The organism is Nonomuraea sp. NPDC051941, assembly GCF_044593615.1.
The window spans coordinates 409836-432342 of the sequence record NZ_JBIUCF010000003.1 but is presented as its reverse complement, the minus strand read 5'-3'; the positions used below and the strand labels follow the sequence as shown (position 1 = coordinate 432342).

Here is a 22507-nt window from a genome sequence, read left to right as displayed (position 1 = left end):
TCAGTAGGGTTGCCACTCATCTCATCCGTAGGCGGCGGAGGCGGTCATGGCGGTAACCCGAGGTCGCCGATGACCCTGTCCGGGTACATCGGACGCCGGGCCGGCTCGACGCTCGGCCAGATCGGTGAGCTGTTCGTCATCGTCCTGGAAGGGCTGCGCAGGACCTGGGACATCAGGCGCTGGTGGTGGGAGTTCGTCGAGCAGTGCTGGTTCCTGGCCCGGGTCACCAGCGTCCCGGTCCTGCTGGTCGCCCTGCCGCTGGGCGCCACCGTGGCGCTCCAGGTGGGCGAGCTGGCCAGGCAGCTCGGCGCCAGCTCCGCGACCGGCAGCGCGGTCTTCGTCGGGCTCATCCGCGAGGTGGCGCCGCTGGCCAGCGCGCTGCTGATCGCCGGGGCCGGCGGCAGCGCGATGACCTCCGACATCGGCGCGCGCCACATCCGCGACGAGCTGAGCGCGATGGAGGTCATGTCGGTCAACCCGATCCACCGCCTGGTCACGCCGCGCATGTGGGCGGCCAGCACGGTCGCGGTCTGCCTGTGCCCGCTGGTCATCCTGGCCGGGGCGAGCGGCGGCTACTTCTTCAACGTCGTCGTGCAGGGCGTCACCCCGGGCGCGTACTTCGACGGCGCGTTCTCCCTGGTCGTCGCCTCCGACCTGTACGTGACGCTGTTCAAGGCGTGGATCTTCGGGTTCATCGCGGCGGCGGTCGCCTGCTACAAGGGCATGACGTGCGCCTCCAGCCCCGTCGGTGTGGGGCGGGCGGTCAACCAGGCGACCGTGGTGACGTTCATGCTGGTGTTCGCGTTCAACTACGTGATCTCGGCCGTCTACTTCCTGGCCTACCCGCCGAGGTCGCTGTGATGATGGTGACGCGCACGGCCGGCCTGCGGCTCGCGCTGCGGGGGCGGGACGTCGCCGAGCGGTTCGCGACGCTGGCCGACTGGCCGCTGTTCGTGTGGAAGGTGCTGTTCTACTCCGTACGCGACGTCGTCCTGCGGCTCAAGTTCTTCAAGGTCGTCATCAGGCAGGTCAGCGACGTCGTGGTGGGCGTCGGGGCGACCGTCATCGGCGGCGGCATGATCTTCGTGGTGTTCACGATGGCGTTCGTCGTGGGCGCGACCGTGGGCCTGCAGGGCTACCAGGGGCTGCAGGCGATCGGCGCGGAGTCGTTCATGGGCCTGGTGGGCAGCTTCGCGAACGTCCGCGAGATCACCCCGATCATCGCCGCGACGGCGCTGGCGGCGCAGGTGGGCTCGTCGTTCACGGCGGAGCTGGGCGCGATGCGGATCTCGGAGGAGATCGACGCGCTGGAGGTCATGGGCATCAACGCCTTCACCTATTTGATCTGCACCAGGGTCGTGGCGGCGCTGCTGGCGCTGGTGCCGATCTACCTGATCGCGCTCTTCGCCAGCTTCTTCGCCACCCGGCTGATGTGCACGGTGCTGTTCGGCCTGGCGCCGGGGGTCTACGACTACTACTTCTATCTGTATCTGCCGGTCCGGGACATCGCGTTCAGCGTCACCAAGGTCGGCGTGTTCGCCTTCGCGGTCATCGTGATCCACTGCTACCACGGCTTCCACGCCACCGGCGGCCCGGTGGGCGTGGGCGTGGCGGCGGGCCGCGCCATCCGCCAGTCGATCGTCACGATCGTGCTGCTCAATCTGCTGCTGTCGTACCTGTTCTGGGGCAGCGGCGGCAACATACCGCTGACGGGGTGAGCCGGTGGGCCGATTCCAACTCTCCCTCGCAGCCCGGGTGGGCATCGCGTTCGCCGTGCTCGTCGTGCTCGCCGCGGCCACCCTGTACGTCGTCCGCACCGCCACCGAGCTGAGCGGGACCAGGATCGACGCCGTGTTCGCCAGGGCCGGGCAGGGCATGGACGCCGGCTCCCCCGTCAAGATCCGCGGCATCACGGTCGGCAAGGTGACGAGCGTGTCGCTGGACGCCAAGGGCCGGGCCGTGGTGACCATGCACCTCGACCCCGGCGTCAAGGTGCCGGGGTCCACGGTCGCCTCCGTCGAGCCGGCCTCGGTGTTCGGCCCCAAGTTCCTCGACCTCAAGCCCGGCTCCGGCGAGACCACCGGCCCCTACCTGGCCAGTGGCGCCGTCATCACCGACACCGAGGGCCCGCTCGACCTGTCCGACACGCTCGGCGCCGCCTACCGCGGCCTGGACGCCGTCGACCCGCGCGAGGTCACCGTCATCGTGCACACCCTGGCCCAGGGCCTGGACGGCGAGGGCGAGAACCTGCGCGAGCTGATCGGCGACGCCGGCACGCTCGTCGGCGTCGCGCACCGGCAGCGCGGCCGGGCCCGGCAGTTCCTGCACGACGCCGCCCTGCTGGGCACGGCCCTGCAGGACAAGGGCGACGACCTGGTCTCGATCTCCTCCGACGTCAACGTCATCACCCCCGACCTGCTCGCGCGGGCCGACAAGGTGCGCGCGCTGCTGGACGAGGTCACCTCGGTCTCCGGCCTGGCGGCGCACGGGCTGGCCAAGCACCGTCAGGACCTGCGGGCCGGCGTGCACTCCACCGAGCGGGTGGCCGCGCTCATCTACGCCCAGCTCGGCCTGGCCGGCGACGGCGTACGCGGCCTGAACAGGCTGGTCGACCTGCTCAACGAGCTGATCGAGGCGCCCGGGCCGGGCAACACCCGCCAGCTCCAGGTCGAGGCGTTCGTGGCGACCGACGTCTGCGAGCTGATCGTCGGCATTTGCGGCCCGACCGACGGGAGGCGCTGACATGCGCCGGGCCTGGACGTTCGCGCGGTTCGCGGTCTTCGTCGGCGTGTGCGTGGCGCTGATCGCGGTGATCGGCGTGCAGATCGCCCGGGTGAGCACGGGTGCCGGCTACCCGCTGGTCGCCGTGTTCGACGACGTGTCGGGGCTGAACGAGGGCGACCAGGTGAAGATCGCCGGAGCGCCCGTGGGCCAGGTGGACACGATCAAGGTGGTGGACGGGCGGGCCGAGGTGACCATGGAGGTGCAGCAGGGGATCACCGTGCCCGCCGACACCGAGGCCGCCATCCGCTGGCGCAACGCGGTCGGCCAGCGCGTGGTCTACCTGCTGCCCGGCACCGCGCCCGGAAAGCTGACGCCGGGGGCGCGCATCACCCGTACCTCCTCCGTCGTGGACATCGGCCAGCTGGTCAGCGACCTCGGCCCGCTCACCCGCAGCCTGGACCCCGACCAGATCAACCAGCTCCTCACCGCCGCCGCCAGGTCGCTCAAGGGCAACGAGCGGAACATCCCGAGGCTGCTCGACAACGTCAACGCCATCACCACCACGGTCACCGAGCGCAGGAAGACCATCGAGCAGTTACTGAAGGACTACGCCACCGTCACCGGCGTGGTCGCCCGGCGCGACAAGCAGATCGAGCAGCTCGTCGACAACCTCGTCACGCTGTCGGAGGCGTTCGCCGACAACCGCGAGCTGATCGACGAGTCGCTGGTGGAACTGTCGACGACCGTGCACACCTCCAACGAGGTGCTCGGCAAGAACGCCGACGAGCTCGGCCGGCTGGTCGACAACCTGTCGGGGCTGACCGGCGGCATCAGGCGGCACGTGAACGAGATCGACAGGACGGTCAGCACGTTCCAGCCGCTGTTCGCCCGCGCGTACCAGACCGTGGACCGCGGCCGTTACTTCATCACCGCGGTCCCGTGCGTGGCGCTGAGCGCCGCGCCCTGCCCGTACGGGATGCAGGCGCCGCCGCCGCTGCGCAACACCCGGGTCCAGAGCACGAAGGACCTGCAGAAGCTGCTGGTGGGCGAGTGATGGCGCTCAAGTCCTTCCGTGACCGCAACCGGATCGTCGTCGGCCTCGTGTCGCTGGCCACGCTCGCCGCGATCCTCGTCGGCACGTTCCTGGTCGGCAACCTGGGGCTGCTGGAGGGCGGCTACTCCATGTCGGGCGTGTTCGTGGACTCCGGCGGGCTGCGCACCGGCAACGACGTCAGGGTCGCCGGGGTGCGCGTCGGCAAGGTCACCGAGGTCCGCGCCGACTACGCGCAGGGCAACGTGGTGGTCACCTGGAAGGTGGACGACGGCGTACGACTCGGCCGCGGCACCCGGGCCGACATCGCCCTGTCGAACCTGCTCGGCGGCCGGTACGTCAAGCTCACCGGCCCTGTCGCGGCCCCGTTCATGGACCAGCTCCCCGAGGGGCAGCGGCGCATCCCCGTGACGCGGACCGGCGTGCCCACCCTGATCAACGACGCCATCAAGGACGCCACCCGGCTGGTCCAGCGCCTGGACACCGACGCCGTGGACGACCTGCTCACCGAGCTGGACAAGGTCGACCTGGGCAAGCGCGGCCGCATCACCCGGCTGCTGCGCAACATCGGCGACCTGTCGGACACGATCAGCAAGAGCGAGCCGCAGCTCCAGCGGCTCATCGACAACGGCACCCGGATCATGAACGTCCTGGAGAAGAAGGACAGGCAGCTCGCGCGGCTCATCGACGCCATCGGCGTCATGCTGGCCGAGCTGCGCCGGCGGCGCGAGGAGCTGCGCACGCTGCTCGGCGACGGCAGCGACCTGGTGCGCAGCACGACCAAGCTGATCAACGAGCACGAGAAGACCCTCGTCCAGGTGCTGGACGACAACGCGGCCATCACGACACGGCTCGGCGGCAGCAACAAGCAGTTCAATTCGCTCCTGGCATGGGCGGGCCCGACGTTCTCCGGTCTGTCCACGATGGGCGGTCAAGGCCCGTGGCTCGAGGCCATAGCCACGGGCCTCGGCCCCATCAACCCGGAGGTGCTCGCCGCCATCTCCAAGGACAGGAAGAGCGCCAGATGAGACGACTCGTGGCGGTCCTGCTGGCCGTGGCCGGGGTGTTCCTGACGTCGGGGTGCACCGTGCTGGGGCCGGAGCCGTACCGGCTGGTGGCGGTCTTCCACAAGGCGCCCTCCCTGTACGAGCAGGCGCGGGTCAAGGTGATGGGGCTGGACGCCGGATATGTCGAGAAAATCAGGATCGATGGGGACAAGGTGAGAGTCGACCTGCTGGTGGACCGGCAGGTGCCGCTCCCGGCCAAGGTGAAGGCCGTGGTCGCGCCGCAGAACACGCTCGGCGAGCGGAACGTCGTCCTCTACCCCCCGTGGAAGCCCGGCGACCAGAAGGTCGCGCCGGGGACGGTCATCCCCCTGGAGCGCACCGACCTGCCGGTGGAGATCGACGACGCGCTCGACGCGTTCACCAAGCTCACCGACGCGCTCGACGACAAGAAGCTGGGCTCCGTGGCGAGCGACCTGGCCGACGGGGTCAGGGGGCGCGGCAAGACCATCAACAACGCCATCGACGACACCTCCCGGCTCACCGGCACCCTGGCCAAGCAGGACCAGCAGCTCGTCGATCTCGCCAAGGGGCTGAACCGGCTGGCCACCGGCCTCAACCGGCGCGAGAGCCAGGTGACGGGCGCGATCGACGCGTTCGCCGAGGCCAGTTCGATCCTGGCGGAGGAGCGGCGGCGGCTGCGCGACTTCATCACCGGCATCTCGGACTTCGTACGGCGCGGCGACGTGATCATCGAGCAGTACTCCGAGCGGCTCCCCCAGGCCGCCGGGACGCTGGCCGAGCTGGTGCTGACCATGCGGGCCAACAGCGCGTCCGTGGCGCAGGCGATCAAGGGCGCGGCCGACTTCGCCGACGTGGTGATCGACTCGTGGGACAGGAAGCAGCACGTGCTGAAGATCCGCGTCGTGCTCAACGCGATGACCAAGGCATGGCTGACGCCGCTGTTCCAATCGCTGAACCTGGGGCGGGTGCCGTGCCTGCCCGCCGGGCTGAGCAACTGTCCCTACGAGCAGCAGGGGAGGCGGCGATGAGGGCCCGCCTGCTCGCCGCGATCCTCGCGCTCGCCGTGACGGCGTCGTGCTCGCTCCAGACGCTCGGCGCGACCACCGGCGACCTGACCCTGCACGCTGTCTTCGACGACGTGCAGAGCCTGGTGGCCGGGCACAGCGTGCAGATCTCCGACGTACGGGTGGGCACGGTCACCGACATCCGGCTGGAGGGCTACCGGGCCAAGGTGACGATGTCGATCGTGTCCAGGTACCGGGTGCCCGAGGGCAGCACGGCCACCGTGGCCAAGACGTCGGTGCTGGGCGAGAACTACGTCCTGCTCACGCCGCCCGCGGGCAAGGACCTGGCCACGGGGCCGTACCTGAGCAACGGCGCCACCATCGCCGACACGTCGGTCGAGCCGGACATCGAGCAGGTCACCGCGAAGGCCGGGCCGCTCATCGAGGCACTCGGCGCGCAGGACGTGAACGCCATCCTCGACGCGGCCTCCACCGCCTTCGCCGGGAAAGGCGACGACGTCAACAAGCTGATCAAGCAGACGGCCGAGGTCACCGACGCCTACGCCGCGGCCCGCCAGGACCTGGGCACCAGCATCGACGCGCTGGCCAAGCTGGGCGACGACCTCGCCAAGGGCAGCGGCGAGCTGGACCGGCTGCCGGGCACGCTGGCCGCGGCCACCGCGCGGATCGCGCACGGGCGCAAGCACGTCAAGAAGACGATCATCGCGCTCACCCGGCTGGCCAAGGAGGCCAACCTCACCGTCTACCCGCGCCACGCCGCCCGGCTGCGGACGCTGCTGCTGGAGCTGGAGGCCATCTCGTCGGCGATGCAACGGGGCAAGGAGGACCTGAAGACGCTGGTGGCGCGGCTGCAGAAGTTCATCGACGCGCCGCCGATCACGGCCAACGGGCAGGTGCTGATCTACCTGTGGCTGAAGGGCGTCCTGCTGCCCAAGAAGTCGTCGCAGGGGCTGCTGCCGAACCGGATCGAGGACTTCCGCCTGCTCCTGGAGCCGCCGCGATGAAAAACCGGATCTATCTGAACCTGGGCTTCTTCGCCGTCCTGGGCGTGGTCATGACCGTCTGGGCGTTCAGCACGATCATCCGGCTCGACGCCATCGAACGGCCCTACCGGATCTCGGCCGAGTTCGTGTCGTCGCCGGGGCTCATCCGAGGGTTCGACGTGGCGTACCTGGGGGTGCGGGTCGGCAAGATCGGCGACGTGCGGCTGGCGCCGGGCAAGATCGTGGTCGGTCTCGACATCGACAGGGGGATCCGGCTGCCCCAGGGCGCCACGGCCGAGGTGCGGCGCAAGTCGGCCATCGGGGAGCCATACGTGGAGCTCTCGCCGCCCGCCACCGGCGTGAAGGGCCCCACGCTCGCGGCCGGGGACACGATCCCGCTGGCCAAGACGTCGGTGCCGCTCGACTACAAGAAGCTGTTCGAGGGCGTCGGCAAGCTGCTGAACGCGGTGCCGCCCCGGGACGCGAAGACGATCACCCATGAGCTGGCCGTCGCGCTGGACGGGCGGGCCCCGGCGATCAGGAACATCATCGACGACGCCCACTCCCTGACCGGCACGCTGGCCGACAACGCCGCCGTCCTCGACGACCTGTCGGTGCAGCTCACCCGGCTCACCCACACGCTGGCCGGCAAGCGGGGCGAGCTGGCCTCCGGGATCACCGACCTGAGCACGGTGACGAGCACGCTGCGCGCCTCCCGCGCCGACCTGAACACCTTCCTCGACCGGGGGCCAGGGGTGTTCGCCCAGTTGGACGCGGCCGTCAAGAAGTCCAGGCCGGGGTTCTCGTGCCTGCTGACGGCGCTGGGACAGCCGCATCGACCGGCGTTCTCGGCGGAGACCGAGCGGAACGTGCACCACCTGCTCAGCATCGTCCCGACCGCGCTCAGCCTGGCGGACGACATCAGCGACCGGCACGGCGACACCGTCTACGGGAGGGCGGCGTTCATCTTCAGCGTGCCGGGCGGGCCGACCCCGGCCGAGGAGTACGCCGGCGCGGTCGGGCCACCGACGGTGCCCATTCTGCGCTCCTGCCCCTCCCCCGCCGCTTCCCCGGACTCCGGCGACTCCCGCGCAGATCGCCGTACAGATCCGCATCAGGACGCCGCCGGACCGGCGGACACCGCCTCACCCGCCTCGCCCGCCGAGTCCGCGCGTCCGGTGGCGAGGAACACCGAGAAACCGAAACAGCGGCCCGAGGCCACCCCGTCGCCCAGCGGCGCGGCGGCCGCCGGGCCCGCGTCCCGCACCCCGCCGAACGCCACCCCGCTGATTGCCGGGATATTCCTCGCCGTGGTGGCCGGCGGTGGCATCGTGGGCTGGATCGCGACGGGCCGGGCCGCCCGCCGCCGTGAGGAGTCGAAATGACCACCAAGCAGGACCTCTCCGAGGGCGCCCGCACCGATGAGGCCCCCTCCGAGGAAGAGCAGCCTACGGTGGCGGAGGCGACGTCCACCGAAACCGAAGAGGCTCCGGACGAAGAGGCGGCGGGCGGCAAGGGCGGTGGGCGCGTCACGCGGGCCCGGGTGCTCGGGACGCTGGCGGCGATGCTGGTGGCCGCGCTGGCCGCCACCGCCGTGCTGCAGTGGATCTCCGCCACGCAGGCCGAGGACGCGCGGGCCAGGCTCGAGTCCGAGCGCGCGCTGCGCCTGGAGGTGTCGGGGGCGGCGAGCGCGTTCAGCAAGGCGCTGCTCAGCTACGACTACCAGAACCTCCAGAACACCCGCTCCACCCTCGCCGCGCAGGCCACGGGCGACTTCCTGGCCACCTACGACGCGGCGTTCGGCGGGGCGATGGCGCAGGTCATCGTCAAGCTCAAGGCCACCTCGCAGGCCACGGTGCGCGAGGTCTACCTGGCCGACGTGGACGAGGCCACCGCGCACGCCATCGTCGTGGTGGACCAGCAGGTGAACACCTCCGAAGCGATCCGCTCCGTCAAGGACTCGCACCTTAAGATCAGCCTTGTGAAGGAGAAGGGGACCTGGAAGATCCATGACGTGACCGTTCTCGGCGCGGCCTCGGAGGACCAGTACAACCTCACCGGCGACAAGAAGAAGGACTGACCATCGGTTCTTTAGCGATGGGTGGCCGCCCCGACGAGGTGCGCGCCCCGGAAGACTGGCTCACCGAGGTGGAGACCGAGCGGGCCGGGCGGTTCAGGTTCGAGGCGGATCGGGCCAGCTTCGTCGCTGCCCACCTGCTCGTACGGCTGTGCGCCGCCGCCGTGCTCGACGTCGAGCCGCAGGGGCTGACCCTGCTGCAGCGCTGCGAGCTGCACGGCCTCGGGCACGGGAAGCCGTACATCGAGGAGGCGCCCGAGCTGGGCGTCAGCTTCAGCCACACGCGCGGCTACGTGTGCGCGGCGGCCGGTCCCGGCAAGGTCGGCGTGGACGCGGAGCACGTGCCGCCGGGGCCGCTGGACCCGCTGCTCGCCGACCGGGTGCTCACCCCGCGCGAGCGGGCGATGGTCACCGGCAACGACGAGCTGATCCGGCACTGGACGCGCAAGGAGGCGCTGATCAAGCGCGGCGAGCTGACGCTCGACAGGCTCCGCGCGGGCGGTGACGACCTCGAGGGCCGCCACCTGCTCGAATGGAGCGTGGGGCCGGACATCAGAGTGGCCGTTGTCACGGACACCCCCGCGAGGAGGGCGCCCCTCCCCGGATAGACTCGTCCACATGTTCTACCGGAAATCCCTGGAGGAGCGGATCGCCGACCGCATGGCCCAGCGGCGGCCCCTCGAAGAGGGGAAGACGTTCGAGCACGGGCCGGCCAAGTTCGTGTTCATCTCCTTCATCGTCATCGTCGTGCTGATGCACGTGATCGGCGTCGCGATCGCCATGCACTACTTCAGCTGACCCGTCCCCTGCCCCCGTCAGCGGCGGCGGGTCGGGGTGGGGTCGAGGAAGACCTGGCTGATCCCCGAGAAGCGCTCCCGCAGCCGCCGGTCCACCTCGTCGCAGGCGATCTCCACACCCGCCGCGCTCGCCACGTCCACGAAGTCGATCTTGGCGGCCACCAGGATGGAGCCGGGCCCGATCATCATGGTGAGCAGCTCGACCACCTCCTCCACCTCCGGCTGGGCCGTCAACTCGGCCCGGATGCCCTCCTCCACGTGCGCGGGCGCGGCCTGGCCGATGAGCAGCGAGATGTTCGACCGGATCAGGATGAGCGCCACCACCAGCAGGAGCAGGCCGATCCCGGCCGACGCCAGGCCGTCCCACAGCGCCGAGCCCGTCAGCTGCGACCCGGCCAGCCCGGCGGCCGCGATGACCAGGCCCACGAGGGCGGCCGCGTCCTCGAACAGCACGGCCTTCAACGGGGTGTCGGAGGTGATCCGCACCAGCCGGACCGGGTCGAGCTCGTGCCTGGCGGCCTGCCTGCGCAGCTGGGAGAGGGCCTTGGTGAACGAGACGGCCTCGGCGACGAACGCGACGGCCAGCACGATGTACGACGGGGTGAGGTTCCTCAGCTCCTCGCCCTTCTCGATCACGTGCAGTCCGTGCGTGATCGAGAACCCGGCCCCGCCCACCAGCGTCGCGACCGCCGCCATCATGGCCCAGAAGAACCCGCTCTTGCCGTGGCCGAACGGATGCCGCCGGTCCGGCGGCCGGCCCGCGCGGCGCACCGCCACCAGCAACAACAGCTCGGTCACGGTGTCGGCGGCCGAGTGGGCCGCCTCCGACAACATCGCCGCCGAGCCGCTGAGGAGACCCGCGAAGAGTTTGGCCACGGCGATCGCCAGATTGGCCGCTCCCGCCACCAGGACGGTGCTCAGGCTCTCTCCCGAATCCCGCTGCTCCATAGCGCTTCACTCTACGTGCGCTAGATTGGAGATCATGAGCGCGCCTCGTTGGCTTTCACCCGCCGAACAGCGTGCCTGGCGCACGCATCTGGCGCTGCACAAGCTTCTCATGCACCGGCTCGACCGGGAGCTGCAGGAGCATCAGCTCTCGTTGAACGACTACGAGATCCTGGTCAACCTCTCGGAGAACGAGGGGCGGCGCATGCGGATGAGCGACCTGGCCGACGCGACGATCCAGTCACGCAGCCGGCTGTCGCACCAGATCTCCCGCATGGAGGCCAAGGGCCTGGTGACCAGGGAGGACTGCCGCGACGACCGGCGGGGCACGTTCGCGGTGCTGACCGACGAGGGCTGGGAGACGATCCAGCGGGTGGCGCCGGACCACGTGGCGAGCGTGCGCGAGCACTTCGTCGACCGGCTCACCGACGAGCAGCTCGAAGCGATCGACGCGGCCTACGGGCCGATCGTCGAGCGCCTGAAAAAACTGCGCTGAAAAAACTGCGCTGAAGAAGTTGCGCTGAAGAAGTTGCGCTGACACCCAAACGATATCCGCGACGCCGCACGGCGTTCCCAGGCGGTGGATACGATCCGCACATGCTCAGAAAGCTTCTGATCGTCGCCGTTCTCGCGCTGGTGTCGGCGTGCTCGTCGGGCGGCGGCGGTGAGCTGCCCGCCGGTCCCGACCTGATGAAGAAGGCCTCCGAGGCCATGAAGGGCGTCAAGTCGGCCAGCTTCTCGATCGCGACCGAGGGCAAGCCCAAGGTGCCGGTCAAGAAGGCGGACGGCAGGCTCACCGCCGCCGGTGACGCCGACGGCACGATCACGATCGACATCCTGGGCAGCCTGCAGGAGGTCAGCTTCGCCCTGGTCGGGGACACCGTGCACTTCAAGGGGCCGACGGGCGGCTTCCAGAAGATGACGCGGCAGCAGCTCGCGCAGTTCTACGACCCCTCGGTGATCCTCGAGCCGACCAAGGGCATCGCGCAGCTGCTCGCCTCCGCGACCGAGCCCAAGGTGGAGGCGCTGGAGGGCGACGCGTACCGGGTGGCCACCGCCTTCCCCGGGCAGGCCATCGGCCAGATCATCCCTGGCGTCACGCAGGGCGTGAACGGCAAGGTCTGGCTCGACAAGACCACCAGCCGCCTGACCAAGGCCAGCCTGCCGCTGCAGGGTGGCACGGTGACGGTGTCGTTCAGCGACTACGACGCGCCGGTCACGATCACGCCGCCCGCCGCCGGATGAGACGCGCCCGCCGGGTCGTCCTCGGCGCCGGGGGCGCGGTGGTGCTGCTGGCCGCGCTCGACGCGTACGTGGTGGTCACCGTCCTCATCGACATCGCCGAGGACGTGGGCATCCCGCTGAACCACCTGGAGCGGGCCACACCGATCGTGACGGGGTTCCTGCTCGGGTACGTCGCCGCGATGCCGCTGCTCGGCCAGCTCTCCGACCGCTACGGGCGGCGGCCGCTGATCCACGCCTGCCTGGCGGCGTTCGCGCTCGGCTCGGTGCTGACGGCGCTGGCCGCCGGCGAGGTGATGGTGGTGGCCGGGCGCACCGTGCAGGGGGTGGCGGGCGGGGCGCTGCTGCCGATCACGATGGCGCTCATCGGCGACCTGTGGGACGAGCGCGAGCGGCCGGTGGCGCTGGGGGCCGTGGGGGCGGCGCAGGAGCTCGGGAGCGCCCTCGGGCCCCTGTACGGCGGGGTGCTGGCGCTGATCCCGAGCACCGTGGTGGCGGGGGTGGAGCTGGGCGGCTGGCACGCCATCTTCTGGATCAACCTCCCGCTCGCCGCCCTGGCGGCCGTCGCGGTCCACTTCACCGTCCCCTCCGGCACCCCTGACGCCGCACCCTCCACGACCTCCACCGGCGACACGGCCGGCCAGGTCGAGCCCGGCGGAGCCGCAGGCGAGGCGGCCACCGGTGCCGACACGGCGGCACATCGTGCGGGCCGCTCCGGCGCCGGTGTCGACGCGGCGGCGCATAGCGTGGGCGACTCCGGTGCGGTCACGGGGACGGTCGCCGGTGCCGGGCGGGTGGAGGTCGCCGGTGGGAGGCGGCGCGTGGACGTCGTCGGCGGGGCGTTGCTGGCGCTGGCGCTCGCGCTGCTGGTCGTGGGCCTGTACAACCCCGACCCGGCCAAGACCGTGCTCCCCCCGTGGGGCCTGCCCGTGATCGCCGCCGGAGCGCTGGCGGCCGGGATCTTCGTGTGGTGGGAGATCCGCTCCCCCGTACGCCTGCTCGACCTCTCCGCCACCCGCAAGGGCCCCCTGCTCGCCACCCTGGCCGTGAGCTTCCTGGCCGGGGCGGCACTCCTGGTGACCATGGTGTTCGTCCAGTTCACCGCCCAGACCCTGCTCGGCGAGGACGCGCTGGGAGCGTCGCTGGTCCTGGCCAGGTTCCTGGCCGCGCTCACCGTGGGCGCCCTGCTGGGCGGCCTCCTGGCCCGCAGGCTGGGCGACGGCGTCGTCGCGGTGGCGGGCATGGTGCTGGCGGCGGCCGGCTACTGGCTGATGAGCCGGTGGCCGCTCGAGCTGGAGAGCGCCGGGTTCCTCGTGGACGTCGACCTGGTGGTCGCCGGTCTGGGCCTGGGCCTGGTCATCGCCCCGGTCTCGTCGGCGGTGCTGCGCGTGACCTCGGCGGCCCAGCACGGCGTGGCGTCGGCGGCGGTCGTGGTGGCCAGGATGATGGGCATGCTGATCGGCATCGCGGCGGTGTCGGCGTGGGGCTTCTACCGGTTCCAGTCGCTGACCGCGCATCTGGACACGCCGCTGCCGTTCGGCGTGGACACGGTGACGTACCAGCGGCAGCTGGCCGAGTACACCGCGAAGGTGCAGGCGGCGCTGCACACGGAGTACACGGAGATGTTCCTGGTCACGGCGTTCATCTGCCTGCTGGGCGCGGCCGTCGCGCTGCTGATGCCCCGCACCCGGCGCTCTTGAGACGGTTCCGGCAAACCCAGGCAAGCTCGCTACAGCCATGGGAGGCGGGACGTCCCTTGCGCCCAGCTGGGAGCGGGCGCATGGGGCGGTGTCGCAGGGGTTGCGGGGAAAGGCGGTGGACGGCTCGGAGAGGGCGGCAGTCTCGCGAACGGTGGCGGCACCTGCAAGCCATTCACCCATCAGGGAATCGCTCACGCGTTCTATACAGCAACGAAAGCTTTTGGTAATCTTTCAGTCACCCAACGTAACGGCGGGGGTGGATGAGGGTGCAAGTGATACAGGCGTACCGGTTCGCGCTCGATCCGACGCCGCGCCAGGCTGCTGCGCTGGCCAGCCATTGCGGAGCAGCGCGAGTGGCGTTCAACTGGGGGCTGTCACTAGTGAAGGCCAATCTGGACCAACGGGCGGCCGAACGCTCCTACGGTCTCGATGACGATCAACTCACACCGGCGCTGTCGTGGTCGATGTACACACTGCGCAAACGCTGGAATGCCGTCAAGCATCAGGTCGCCCCCTGGTGGGCGGAGTGCTCCAAGGAGGCGTACGCATGCGGTCTCGAACGGTTGGCAGCAGCGCTGGCCAACTGGCACCAATTCCGAACTGGCCAGCGGAAGGGCCCACCGGTGGGTTTTCCGCGCTTCAGATCCAAGCACACCAGCACGCGCTCGGTGCGGTTCACCACCGGGGCGATTCGACTGGAGGGCCGTACCCGAGTGGTATTGCCAGTGCTGGGCCGTATCAAGACGCACGAATCGACCCGCAAGCTGGCCCGCCGCATCGAGCAGGGCATCGCCACCATCCGCTCGGCCACCATCCGGCACGAAGCCGGGCGATGGCATGTCACGTTCTCGGTCTTGGTTCAGCGCGCCGACCGCAGCCCGGCCCGGCCGGACGCGTTGATCGGCGTCGACCTCGGAGTCAAGACACTGGCGGTGTTCTCCGACAGTCGCCCCGCCGTTGAGAACCCGAAGCATCTTGCCGTCGCCTTGCGCCAGTTACGGCGACTGTCGCGTACGGTCTCCCGCAAGCAGGCGCCGGACCGGCAGACTGGACAGCTTGCGTCCAGGCGATGGGCACGGGCTAACGCCCGGCGCACCCGGGCCTACCATCGGGTGGCCCACCTGCGCCGTGACGCCCTGCACAAGTTCACTACCAGCTTGGCGGGCGAGTACGGCACGATCGTGGTGGAAGACCTCAATGTGGCCGGGATGATGCGCAACCGGCGCCTGGCCCGCGCCGTCGCCGATGCCGGTTTTGGCGAGATCCGCCGCCAACTCGCCTACAAGACTCGGTGGAACGGCGGCACCCTGGTCGTGGCCGACCGCTGGTATCCCTCGTCGAAGACGTGCTCGGGTTGCGGGGCAGTGAAAGCCAAACTGCCGCTGCGCGTGCGCACCTACGTCTGCAAGTCCTGCGGACTGTCCATCGATCGTGACCGCAACGCCGCGATCAATCTCACCACACTGGTGAAACGGACCGTCGCCGGGGGTGGCCCGGAGACGTGAAACGGACGTGGAGCCGACCGTAAGTCCCCGCCTGGCGAGGCTGGTGGCTGTGAAGCGTCCACCCCGCGCCGGGCAATCCCCGCCCGGATCAGACGGGGACCTTCGCCCAGCAATGGACGAATCGCTGAGGAACACCAATACTCAGCGGACAGAGAAGGGAGCTCCCGGTTGTTGTTGCATCGTTGCGCTATTTGTCCTTCTTGGCCCGCTTCTCCCGGATCTTCATCGTGACCTCGATCGGCGAGCCGGCGAACCCGAACTCCTCCCGGATGCGCCGCTCGATGAAGCGCCGGTAGGTGTCCTCCAGCCATCCCGACGTGAACAGCACGAACTTCGGCGGCTCCACGGAGGCCTGCGTGGCGAAGAGGATCTTGGGCTGCTTGCCGCCCCGCACCGGCGGCGGCGTCTGCTGCACCAGCTCCGTCAGGAACGCGTTGAGGCGGGCGGTGGGCACCCGGGTGGACCAGGAGTCGAGCGCCTTCTCCAGGGCGGGCACCAGCCGGTCGATGTGCCGGCCCGTCAGGGCGGAGATGTTGACCCGCAGCGCCCACGGGGTGCGGACGAGCTGCCGGTCGATCTCCTTCTCCAGGTAGTAGCGGCGGTCCTCGTCGACCAGGTCCCACTTGTTGAAGGCGACGACCATCGCCCGGCCCGACTCGATGACCAGGCCGATGATGCGCAGGTCCTGCTCGGTGAGGATCTGGCTGGCGTCGATGAGCACGACGGCCACCTCGGTGCGCTCCAGCGCGGCGCGGGTGCGCATGGCCGCGTAGAAGTCGGCGCCCTGCAGCTCGCGGTCGCGCCTCCGGATGCCGGCCGTGTCGACGAACCGCCAGGTGCGCCCGCCCAGCTCGATCAGCTCGTCGACCGGGTCGCGGGTGGTGCCGGCCATGGGGTCGACCAGCACGCGCTCCTCGCCCGCGAGCTTGTTGAGCAGCGAGGACTTGCCGACGTTGGGCTTGCCGAGCAGCGCGACGCGGGCGGGGCCGCGCTCGGTCTCGAAGCCGAGCGCGGGCGTCTCGGGCAGCGCGTCGAGCACCACGTCGAGCAGGTCGCCGCTGGAGCGCCCGTGCAGGGCCGAGACGGGGTACGGCTCGCCGAGGCCGAGCGACCACAGCGCGGCGGCCTCCAGCTCGAGCTGCTGGTTGTCGACCTTGTTGGCGGCCAGGACGACCGGCTTGCCGGACTGCCGCAGGATCGAGCCCACGATCTCGTCGGCGTCGGTGGCGCCCACGGTGGCGTCGACGACGAACACGATCACGTCGGCCAGCTCGACGGCGACCTGGGCCTGCTCGGCGATGCGCAGGTTCATCCCGGTGGCGTCGGGGTCCCAGCCGCCGGTGTCGACCACCGTGAAGCGGCGGCCACGCCAGTTGGCGTCGTACGTGACCCGGTCGCGCGTGACGCCCGGCACGTCCTCCACGACTGCCTCGCGGCGGCCGATGATGCGGTTGACCAGCGTGGACTTGCCTACATTAGGCCGCCCCACGATGGCGACGACCGGCAACGGCGTAGTGTCGCCGTGCTCGGTGATCTCAAGGTCGTCGAGGCCGGCCTCGACCCAATCCCCCGTTGGCACGAAATTTCATCCTTTGTGAGTACCGCACCCTCAGGTGCGCTCGTGTACATGGTCGCGGCCGCTTCGGAACTCGTTGGCTCCGCTCTCTCCTTCCGAGCTCCTCCGCTCTGCGACCAGTCTCAACACCTCAGCGATGACCTCTTCCAGGGTCAACGGCGTGGTGTCGAGCTCGACGGCGCCATCCGCCATCGAGAGTGGGTCCGTCTTGCGGGTCGAGTCGAGGGTGTCACGCTTGGCCATGGCCTCCTGCTGCGCCGCCACCGTCGAGCCGGCCAGCTCGGCGTTGCGCCGCCGGGCACGAGCCTCCGGGCTGGCCGTCAGGTAGACCTTGACGGCAGCCTCGGGCCAGACGGCCGTGCCGATGTCGCGGCCCTCGACCACGATGTCACCGGCCCCGATGAGCTCGCGCTGGAGCGCGACCAGGCGGGCCCGGACCTCGGGGACGGCTGCCACGGCGGAGACGGCGCCGGTGACCTTGGACTCCCTGATCGGCCCCGCCACGTCGACGCCGTCGACGTGGATCGTGGGACCGTCGGGGTCGGTGCCGGACTCGATGCGCGGCTCGCCGCAGCGGGCGGCCACGGCGGCGGGGTCGGTCAGGTCGACGGACTGCCGGAGCATCCACCAGGTCATCGCCCGGTACATCGCCCCGGTGTCGAGGTAGCGCAGGCCCAGCGCCCGGGCGACCCCGCGCGACGCGCTCGACTTACCCGACCCCGAAGGACCGTCCATGGCGACGACCAGACCGGTCACGGCCTCTCCCTCTTCACGAGCTTCTCAAGAACCCCAACCTGAAGAGGCTACCGTGTCCGGCTCAGTCGGCGATCCAGCTTCCGTGGAAGCCGAGCGGGACGCGGGCCGGCAGGTGGACGGTGGCGACGGGCTCGCCGGTGAAGTCCTGCGCGGACAGGATCATCAGGTCGGCCGCTCCCCTGGCCTCGTTGTTGACGAGGGCGAGCACGTACCCGTCGTCCTCGGCCGCGCCGGAGGCCACGAACGCGGGCTCGCCGACGTACGCGCCCCGCCCGAACTGCCGCCACTCCTGCGTCCCGCGCACCAGGTCGTGCTTGATGAGCGTGTTGTCGAAGGCCTGGTCGGGCAGGTCCTCCAGCTCGCTGTCGGCCCGGTAGAGCACGTCGTGAAGGTCGCGGGCGGCCGAGGTGTAGCCGTAGCGGTACGGCCGGCCGGTGCGGCGCTCGTCCATGCGCGGGAACTCCTGCGGCCGGTCGTCCAGCCGCGTCCGCCGGACCTTGCCGGCGGCCGGGTCGATCGTCCACCGGTCGAGCGTCGGCAGCCCGCCCAGGTCGAGCCGGGCGTCCACGAACCGCTTGGGGTAGCGGACCACGTCCACGACCACCTCGTCGCCGTCGTCGTAGGCGTTGAGCGTGTGGAACACCCAGCACGGGTCCACCTCCACCCACCGCACGTCGCCGCTCTCGCGCGACATGAGCCCGATCCGGGCGCCGTGGGCGTCGTTCCACGCGTACGGCAGCGGAACGCCCTTCTCCGCATGGGCCTGGCTGAACGTGACCGGCAGGTCGTAGATCACCACGTACCGCTCGGTGAGCGCGAAGTCGTGCAGCATCGGCGCGTCGGCGATCGGGATGTCCCTGACCCGCGTCACCGAGCCCTTGGGGTCGATCACGATGTGCTGGTGGTGGTCCCAGCCGAAGAAGTAGGCCAGCGCGTGCAGCTCGCCGCTGACCGGGTCGAGGTGGGTGTGCGCGGCGAACCCGCCGGGCAGGCCGCCGTCGAAGTCGCACGTGCCGACGGTGTCGAGCTCGTAGTCCAGCTCGTACGGCAGGGGCCCCGCCTCGACGGTCGCGAACGTGCGCCCGGCCAGCCCGATGACGTGCGTGTTGGCGGCGAAGTCCCAGTTCTTGTGCAGCGGCCCCGGCCGGGGCGGCTCGCCGAGCCGTTCGGCGACGCGGGCGCTGCGTACCCAGCGGTTGCGGTACCACTCGGCGCGGCCGTCGCGCAGCCGCACGCCGTGCACCATGCCCTCGCCGAGGAACAGGTGGCTTGCCGTGGGGTCGTCGAGGCTGAGCGGGTTGGGGCCGTTGCGCAGGTAGCGGCCGTTCAGCTCGGCCGGGATGCGGCCGGTGACCTCCAGGTCGAAGGCCGTGATCTCATCGGTGACGGGCGCGAACCCGCCGGTGAAGGGCGTCATGTCACGTTCCTCTCGTGGGTCGGGCGCCTTGGGCCAGGAAAGGCGCGAGGACCGAGGCGCAGAGCAGCTGGTAGCGCTGTGCCACCTCGTCGGGCTCGAAATAGCCAGAAATTTCCAGACTTACGGCGCCGTGCATGGCCATCCACAGCACATCGGCGATCTCCCGGGCCGCTCCCCCGCGCAGCACCCCCGCCTCCAGGCACTCCTCCACGCGCCGCAGCAGCAGGTCGAACGTCCGCCTGGCGGCCTGCACCGACTCCTGGTCCGGCTTGAACCCCGGCATGGCCCCCTGGAACATGACCCGGTAGTAGTCGGGCTCGGCCAGCGCGTAGGCGCGGTAGGCCGCCATGCCCTTGCGCAGCCCGGTCAGGGGATCATCCGGGCCCATCCCCTCGAGCAGCCACCGCTCGAACCGCGCGAACCCCTCCAGCCACACCGCCTGGCTGAGCCCGTCCTTGCCGCCGAACAGCGTGTAGATCACCTTGGTCGAGCAGCCGACCTCGCCGGAGATCCGCCGCACGGTCAACGCCGCCGGCCCCTCGGTGGCGAGCAGGTGCGTGGCGACGTCGAGGATCGCGGCCCGGACGACGCTCTGCCCCTCCTGCTGGGCCTGCTGGTAAGCAGTGCTCACGGTAACGCCGTTTCCTCTCGGTAACGCTGTTACCGCCCTTGATACCCCTTTCCGGGGAGCACGTCAAACGACAGGAGTAAGAGAGCGCCGCACGGTAAGTGGCCCTCTGTGAACGATCCGCGCGTCACCGTGGTCGTGGCCTCCAAGGACAGGCTGCGGGCGCTGGCCCGCACGCTTCCCCTGCACCCGCCCCCGGTGATCCTCGTCGACAACGGCTCGACCGACGGGACGGCGGGGTTCGTGCGGCGCCACTTCCCGGACGTTCACGTGGTGGAGGCGGGCAGGGACCTGGGCGCGCCGGCCCGCAACCTCGGCGTCCGCCTGGCCGAGACCCCGTACGTGGCCTTCGCCGACGACGACTCCTGGTGGGCGCCGGGGGCGCTGGAGCGGGCCGCGGACGTGCTGGACACATATCCGAGGCTGGCCGTCCTGGGCGCACGCGTGCTGGTGGGGCCGGAGGAGCGCCCGGACGCGGTGTCGGAGGCGATGCGCGACTCACCGCTCGGCGTGGAGCCGGACCTGCCGGGGCCGAGCGTGCTGGGGTTCCTGGCGTTCGGGGCGGTGGTGCGCAAGGAGGCGTTCCTGGAGGCGGGCGGGTTCGACGACGTGACCTTCTCCATCGGCGAGGAGGAGCGGCTGGCCGTGGACCTGGCCGCGAAGGGGTGGGGGCTGGCGTACGTGGACGAGGTCGTGGCCCACCACCACCCGCCCCGGCCCGGGGACCCGCGCGACAGGCAGGTGCTGGCCACGTGCGACGCCGTGCTGACCGCGGTGCTGCGCCGCCCGTGGCGGGTGGTGGCGCGGCGGTCGCTCGACGCGCTCCGCGCCGGCCCGGCGGGCTGGGAAGGGCTGCGTACGGCCGCGCCGAGGCTGTCGCGGGCACTGGCCGAGCGGCGGGAACTGCCGGCCGAGGTGGAACGGGCACGGCAGCGGCTGGAACGGCACGATTGCTGACCGAATGTTACATATCGTGACAGTCGGGCAGCACAGAGTTATGACAACGATACCGAACCCGATCGACCTGCTCAAGAACCTGAGCGGCGTGGAATTTCCGGCCAACAAGCAGGACCTGATCAGGGCCGCTCGCGAGCGCAAGGCGAGCAAGGAGATCATCAAGGCCCTGGAGACCCTGCCCGACCACGAGATGTTCGACGACCCGAGTGACGTGACCGAGGCCCTGACGACCAGGCGCTGATCACGGAAGAACGCGACGGGCGGGGCCCTGGGCCCCGCCCGTCGTGCTGTTCACCCGAGCCCTCCGGTCAGCGCGAACGCCCACACGGGCACCAGACCCCGCTTCAGCAGCCTGAACGTGGGGATCGGGCTGCTGCTGACGGTCTCCTTGTACGTGATCGCCGCCCGGCCCTTCAGGTACCACCTGCGCGGGCTGTCGTCCCGCCGGGTGAACTGGATGACCGCGTCCTTCCGCCCCAGGGAGAGGGGCTGATGCACGTACCCGAACCGGAACGCCTTCGGGGTCCTGCCACGCAGGGTCGCGGCGAGCGAGTCGGCGGCGTGCAGGCCGGTGGGGATGCCGCCCTGGCAGGTGCCGTGCAGCACGCCGTACGGCTGGCTGACCGCGGCGGCGTCGCCGACGGCGTACACGTCGGGGTGGGACACCGAGCGCAGCGCGGAGTCCACCACGATCCGGCCGCGGGCGTCGACGGTCAGCCCGGACTCGGCGGCCAGTGGCAGCCCCCTGGTGCCGGTGGTCCACAGTGTCGCGTCGGAGTGGACGAGCTCGCCCCCGGCCAGCTCGACGCCCTCCGGCAGCACCTTGGTGATGTCCGTGCCGGTGCGCACCTCGACGCCCAGCCGCTCCAGCACGGCGTCCAGGTGGGCGCGGGCCCGCTCGCCCATCATGGAGCCGGGCCGCCCCCTGGTCAGCAGGACCACGTGCAGGTGCGGGTGCGCCTCGGCGATCTCCGCGACCGACTCGACGCCGGTCAGCCCGCCGCCGGCCACGACCACCGTGCCCGAGGTGAGGGCGGTGAGATGCTCGGCGAGCCGTACGGTGCCCGCGTAGTCGTCGTAGACGAAGGCGTGCTCGGCTACGCCGGGCACCGAGGCGTCGGTGACGGTGCCGAGCGCGTAGATCAGCTTGTCGTAGCCGAGCACGCGCCCGTCCGCCAGGCGGGCCTGCCGCCGCTCGACGTCCAGCCCGGCCACCCGGCCCTGGACGAACTCGATGCCGGTGCCCGCGACCACGTCCTCCAGCGGGAAGTCCGTCAGCCGCTGCCCGGCCGCCGTCTGGTGCAGCCTGAGCCGCTCGGTGAACCTCGGCGAAGCGTTCACCAGCCGCACCCGGCCGCCCGTGCGGCGGGTCCTGACGGCGGTCCTGATGGCCGCGACGACTCCGGTGTAGCCGGCTCCGAGTACCAGAATGTCGGTCATTGTCCTTACCTCCTCGATCCGGCCTGAAGACGGATCGAGGAGGCTCGGATGTGACATCGGGCTATCCGGCGGCCGGCACTGCGGGCTTCTCGTTCGTCCAGCCGACCTTGTACGTCTCGACCGCGGTCTTGCCGGCCAGCTGCTTGCCGCCGTCCTGGAGGTCGACGTAGCGGGCCGGCAGCGTCATCGTCCGGGTGTCCACGATGAACTGCTCCTTGAGCACCGAGCTCTTCCGCTCGTAGACCGGCAGGGCGACCTTCTGACCGGGCCGGTTCAGCGGGTCCTTCACCTGGCCGAGGTCACCGACGCCCTTGGTGGTCCTCAACGCCTGGTACGCGGCGGACCTGACCTTGAACGGCACCGGGTTCTCGTACAGCAGGTGGGTCATGTACTCGGCCACGTACCGGTCGAAGTGGACCAGCCAGTCCTCTTTCTTCGCCTTCGGGTCGGAGGTCTTGGCGTCCTCCGCGGCCCAGTCGATCCAGGCGCGCACGTCCGCGACGGCGCGCGCCCTCAGGGCTTCGGACTCGGGCAGCAGGCCTGGAGCTGGGAATACGGCACGTACGTCTATGACGTCGGCGACCCGTTGGCCCGCCAGCGCATCGCGTCGTCGAAGACGTTCCGTCTGGTGACATGACGTGTCTTCCGCGTCGATA

Annotated in this window: 24 protein-coding genes; 17 read left to right on the top strand and 7 right to left on the bottom strand. The window is 70.5% G+C overall.

The window, feature by feature from the left end; all coding sequences use genetic code 11:
• Nucleotides 1–69 precede the first annotated feature (69 nt).
• Genes ACIHFD_RS08510 through ACIHFD_RS08460 form a run of 11 tightly spaced genes read left to right on the top strand, consistent with a single transcriptional unit; the run spans nucleotide 70 to nucleotide 9686 of the window.
• On the top strand, nucleotides 70–861 hold the full coding sequence (locus ACIHFD_RS08510) for an ABC transporter permease (RefSeq protein WP_350726465.1): 792 nt from the start codon (nucleotides 70–72) through the stop codon (nucleotides 859–861).
• Nucleotides 861–1718 (top strand): ABC transporter permease, encoded by an 858-nt coding sequence (locus ACIHFD_RS08505; protein ID WP_313045386.1) that lies wholly within the window; start codon nucleotides 861–863, stop codon nucleotides 1716–1718. Before ACIHFD_RS08510 ends, ACIHFD_RS08505 begins: the two co-directional genes overlap by 1 nt.
• Before the next feature lie 4 nt (nucleotides 1719–1722).
• Nucleotides 1723–2742: an MlaD family protein gene (locus tag ACIHFD_RS08500; protein WP_363963938.1), complete on the top strand. Its 1020-nt coding sequence runs from the start codon at nucleotides 1723–1725 to the stop codon at nucleotides 2740–2742.
• A 1-nt stretch (nucleotide 2743) separates the two neighbouring features.
• Nucleotides 2744–3778, top strand: coding sequence for an MCE family protein (locus ACIHFD_RS08495; protein ID WP_397366171.1), 1035 nt, complete (start codon nucleotides 2744–2746; stop codon nucleotides 3776–3778).
• The gene (locus ACIHFD_RS08490) at nucleotides 3778–4803 is read left to right on the top strand and encodes an MlaD family protein (RefSeq protein WP_397366170.1); all 1026 of its coding nucleotides are present in this window, start codon (nucleotides 3778–3780) and stop codon (nucleotides 4801–4803) included. The genes ACIHFD_RS08495 and ACIHFD_RS08490 overlap by 1 nt, the downstream gene beginning before the upstream one ends.
• Nucleotides 4800–5831, top strand: coding sequence for an MCE family protein (locus tag ACIHFD_RS08485; protein WP_397366169.1), 1032 nt, complete (start codon nucleotides 4800–4802; stop codon nucleotides 5829–5831). The genes ACIHFD_RS08490 and ACIHFD_RS08485 overlap by 4 nt, the downstream gene beginning before the upstream one ends.
• Nucleotides 5828–6832, top strand: a complete 1005-nt coding sequence (locus tag ACIHFD_RS08480) for an MCE family protein (RefSeq protein WP_363963930.1) — start codon at nucleotides 5828–5830, stop codon at nucleotides 6830–6832. The genes ACIHFD_RS08485 and ACIHFD_RS08480 overlap by 4 nt, the downstream gene beginning before the upstream one ends.
• Complete coding sequence (locus ACIHFD_RS08475; protein WP_397366168.1) at nucleotides 6829–8196, top strand: MCE family protein; 1368 nt, start codon at nucleotides 6829–6831, stop codon at nucleotides 8194–8196. Before ACIHFD_RS08480 ends, ACIHFD_RS08475 begins: the two co-directional genes overlap by 4 nt.
• Nucleotides 8193–8891 (top strand): hypothetical protein, encoded by a 699-nt coding sequence (locus tag ACIHFD_RS08470; RefSeq protein ID WP_397366167.1) that lies wholly within the window; start codon nucleotides 8193–8195, stop codon nucleotides 8889–8891. Before ACIHFD_RS08475 ends, ACIHFD_RS08470 begins: the two co-directional genes overlap by 4 nt.
• A gap of 17 nt (nucleotides 8892–8908) precedes the next feature.
• A complete protein-coding gene (locus tag ACIHFD_RS08465; protein ID WP_397366166.1) occupies nucleotides 8909–9496 on the top strand; it encodes a 4'-phosphopantetheinyl transferase family protein in 588 nt (195 codons plus the stop codon).
• 10 nt (nucleotides 9497–9506) lie between these two features.
• The gene (locus tag ACIHFD_RS08460) at nucleotides 9507–9686 is read left to right on the top strand and encodes a hypothetical protein (RefSeq protein ID WP_350726448.1); all 180 of its coding nucleotides are present in this window, start codon (nucleotides 9507–9509) and stop codon (nucleotides 9684–9686) included.
• 17 nt (nucleotides 9687–9703) lie between these two features.
• On the opposite strand, the gene ACIHFD_RS08455 is transcribed toward ACIHFD_RS08460, so the two are convergent.
• The gene (locus ACIHFD_RS08455) at nucleotides 9704–10633 is read right to left on the bottom strand and encodes a cation diffusion facilitator family transporter (protein WP_397366165.1); all 930 of its coding nucleotides are present in this window, start codon (nucleotides 10631–10633) and stop codon (nucleotides 9704–9706) included.
• Between the two features lie 34 nt (nucleotides 10634–10667).
• Here ACIHFD_RS08455 and ACIHFD_RS08450 point away from each other — a divergent pair, with 34 nt between their 5' ends.
• The 4 genes from ACIHFD_RS08450 (at nucleotide 10668) to tnpB (ending at nucleotide 15077) form a co-directional block, all read left to right on the top strand.
• On the top strand, nucleotides 10668–11126 hold the full coding sequence (locus ACIHFD_RS08450; RefSeq protein ID WP_363963920.1) for a MarR family transcriptional regulator: 459 nt from the start codon (nucleotides 10668–10670) through the stop codon (nucleotides 11124–11126).
• A 101-nt stretch (nucleotides 11127–11227) separates the two neighbouring features.
• Complete coding sequence (locus ACIHFD_RS08445; protein ID WP_397366164.1) at nucleotides 11228–11875, top strand: LppX_LprAFG lipoprotein; 648 nt, start codon at nucleotides 11228–11230, stop codon at nucleotides 11873–11875.
• Nucleotides 11872–13572 carry an MFS transporter gene (locus ACIHFD_RS08440; protein ID WP_397366163.1) on the top strand — a complete coding sequence of 567 codons (1701 nt, stop codon included), beginning with the start codon at nucleotides 11872–11874 and terminating at the stop codon, nucleotides 13570–13572. The genes ACIHFD_RS08445 and ACIHFD_RS08440 overlap by 4 nt, the downstream gene beginning before the upstream one ends.
• Nucleotides 13573–13838: 266 nt before the next feature.
• Nucleotides 13839–15077, top strand: a complete 1239-nt coding sequence (tnpB, locus tag ACIHFD_RS08435; RefSeq protein ID WP_397366162.1) for an IS607 family element RNA-guided endonuclease TnpB — start codon at nucleotides 13839–13841, stop codon at nucleotides 15075–15077.
• A gap of 187 nt (nucleotides 15078–15264) precedes the next feature.
• Here the strand turns inward: tnpB and der are convergent, their stop codons facing one another.
• The 4 genes from der to ACIHFD_RS08415 all read right to left on the bottom strand — a co-directional run bounded on the left by der (nucleotide 15265) and on the right by ACIHFD_RS08415 (nucleotide 19457).
• Nucleotides 15265–16656: a ribosome biogenesis GTPase Der gene (der, locus tag ACIHFD_RS08430; protein WP_397366161.1), complete on the bottom strand. Its 1392-nt coding sequence runs from the start codon at nucleotides 16654–16656 to the stop codon at nucleotides 15265–15267.
• Nucleotides 16657–16686: 30 nt separating this feature from the next.
• Nucleotides 16687–17409 (bottom strand): (d)CMP kinase, encoded by a 723-nt coding sequence (cmk, locus tag ACIHFD_RS08425; RefSeq protein ID WP_397366160.1) that lies wholly within the window; start codon nucleotides 17407–17409, stop codon nucleotides 16687–16689.
• A gap of 61 nt (nucleotides 17410–17470) precedes the next feature.
• Nucleotides 17471–18826: a carotenoid oxygenase family protein gene (locus ACIHFD_RS08420; protein WP_397366159.1), complete on the bottom strand. Its 1356-nt coding sequence runs from the start codon at nucleotides 18824–18826 to the stop codon at nucleotides 17471–17473.
• A 1-nt stretch (nucleotide 18827) separates the two neighbouring features.
• Nucleotides 18828–19457, bottom strand: coding sequence for a TetR/AcrR family transcriptional regulator (locus ACIHFD_RS08415; RefSeq protein WP_397366158.1), 630 nt, complete (start codon nucleotides 19455–19457; stop codon nucleotides 18828–18830).
• A 108-nt stretch (nucleotides 19458–19565) separates the two neighbouring features.
• Between ACIHFD_RS08415 and ACIHFD_RS08410 the strand changes: the two genes are divergently transcribed.
• Together ACIHFD_RS08410 and ACIHFD_RS08405 are read left to right on the top strand one after the other, a co-directional pair.
• Entirely contained in the window at nucleotides 19566–20411 is an 846-nt protein-coding gene (locus ACIHFD_RS08410; protein ID WP_397366157.1) for a glycosyltransferase family 2 protein, read from the top strand.
• Between the two features lie 40 nt (nucleotides 20412–20451).
• Entirely contained in the window at nucleotides 20452–20652 is a 201-nt protein-coding gene (locus ACIHFD_RS08405; protein ID WP_350726430.1) for a DUF2795 domain-containing protein, read from the top strand.
• A 50-nt stretch (nucleotides 20653–20702) separates the two neighbouring features.
• On the opposite strand, the gene ACIHFD_RS08400 is transcribed toward ACIHFD_RS08405, so the two are convergent.
• Together ACIHFD_RS08400 and ACIHFD_RS08395 are read right to left on the bottom strand one after the other, a co-directional pair.
• The gene (locus ACIHFD_RS08400) at nucleotides 20703–21851 is read right to left on the bottom strand and encodes an NAD(P)/FAD-dependent oxidoreductase (protein ID WP_397366156.1); all 1149 of its coding nucleotides are present in this window, start codon (nucleotides 21849–21851) and stop codon (nucleotides 20703–20705) included.
• A 61-nt stretch (nucleotides 21852–21912) separates the two neighbouring features.
• Nucleotides 21913–22344 (bottom strand): hypothetical protein, encoded by a 432-nt coding sequence (locus ACIHFD_RS08395; RefSeq protein WP_397366155.1) that lies wholly within the window; start codon nucleotides 22342–22344, stop codon nucleotides 21913–21915.
• Nucleotides 22345–22507 lie beyond the last annotated feature (163 nt).

Excerpts from the sequence above, each read along its gene's own strand:
- ACIHFD_RS08400 (WP_397366156.1), bottom strand. The coding sequence starts at position 21,851 with ATGACCGACATTCTGGTACTCGGAGCCGGCTACACCGGAGTCGTCGCG.
- ACIHFD_RS08450 (WP_363963920.1), top strand. The coding sequence starts at position 10,668 with ATGAGCGCGCCTCGTTGGCTTTCACCCGCCGAACAGCGTGCCTGGCGC.
- ACIHFD_RS08470 (WP_397366167.1), top strand. The coding sequence starts at position 8,193 with ATGACCACCAAGCAGGACCTCTCCGAGGGCGCCCGCACCGATGAGGCC.
- ACIHFD_RS08495 (WP_397366171.1), top strand. The coding sequence starts at position 2,744 with ATGCGCCGGGCCTGGACGTTCGCGCGGTTCGCGGTCTTCGTCGGCGTG.
- ACIHFD_RS08440 (WP_397366163.1), top strand. The coding sequence starts at position 11,872 with ATGAGACGCGCCCGCCGGGTCGTCCTCGGCGCCGGGGGCGCGGTGGTG.
- ACIHFD_RS08455 (WP_397366165.1), bottom strand. The coding sequence starts at position 10,633 with ATGGAGCAGCGGGATTCGGGAGAGAGCCTGAGCACCGTCCTGGTGGCG.
- ACIHFD_RS08420 (WP_397366159.1), bottom strand. The coding sequence starts at position 18,826 with ATGACGCCCTTCACCGGCGGGTTCGCGCCCGTCACCGATGAGATCACG.
- ACIHFD_RS08405 (WP_350726430.1), top strand. The coding sequence starts at position 20,452 with ATGACAACGATACCGAACCCGATCGACCTGCTCAAGAACCTGAGCGGC.
- ACIHFD_RS08475 (WP_397366168.1), top strand. The coding sequence starts at position 6,829 with ATGAAAAACCGGATCTATCTGAACCTGGGCTTCTTCGCCGTCCTGGGC.
- ACIHFD_RS08460 (WP_350726448.1), top strand. The coding sequence starts at position 9,507 with ATGTTCTACCGGAAATCCCTGGAGGAGCGGATCGCCGACCGCATGGCC.
- ACIHFD_RS08510 (WP_350726465.1), top strand. The coding sequence starts at position 70 with ATGACCCTGTCCGGGTACATCGGACGCCGGGCCGGCTCGACGCTCGGC.
- ACIHFD_RS08505 (WP_313045386.1), top strand. The coding sequence starts at position 861 with ATGATGGTGACGCGCACGGCCGGCCTGCGGCTCGCGCTGCGGGGGCGG.
- ACIHFD_RS08485 (WP_397366169.1), top strand. The coding sequence starts at position 4,800 with ATGAGACGACTCGTGGCGGTCCTGCTGGCCGTGGCCGGGGTGTTCCTG.
- ACIHFD_RS08480 (WP_363963930.1), top strand. The coding sequence starts at position 5,828 with ATGAGGGCCCGCCTGCTCGCCGCGATCCTCGCGCTCGCCGTGACGGCG.
- ACIHFD_RS08465 (WP_397366166.1), top strand. The coding sequence starts at position 8,909 with ATGGGTGGCCGCCCCGACGAGGTGCGCGCCCCGGAAGACTGGCTCACC.
- ACIHFD_RS08445 (WP_397366164.1), top strand. The coding sequence starts at position 11,228 with ATGCTCAGAAAGCTTCTGATCGTCGCCGTTCTCGCGCTGGTGTCGGCG.
- ACIHFD_RS08490 (WP_397366170.1), top strand. The coding sequence starts at position 3,778 with ATGGCGCTCAAGTCCTTCCGTGACCGCAACCGGATCGTCGTCGGCCTC.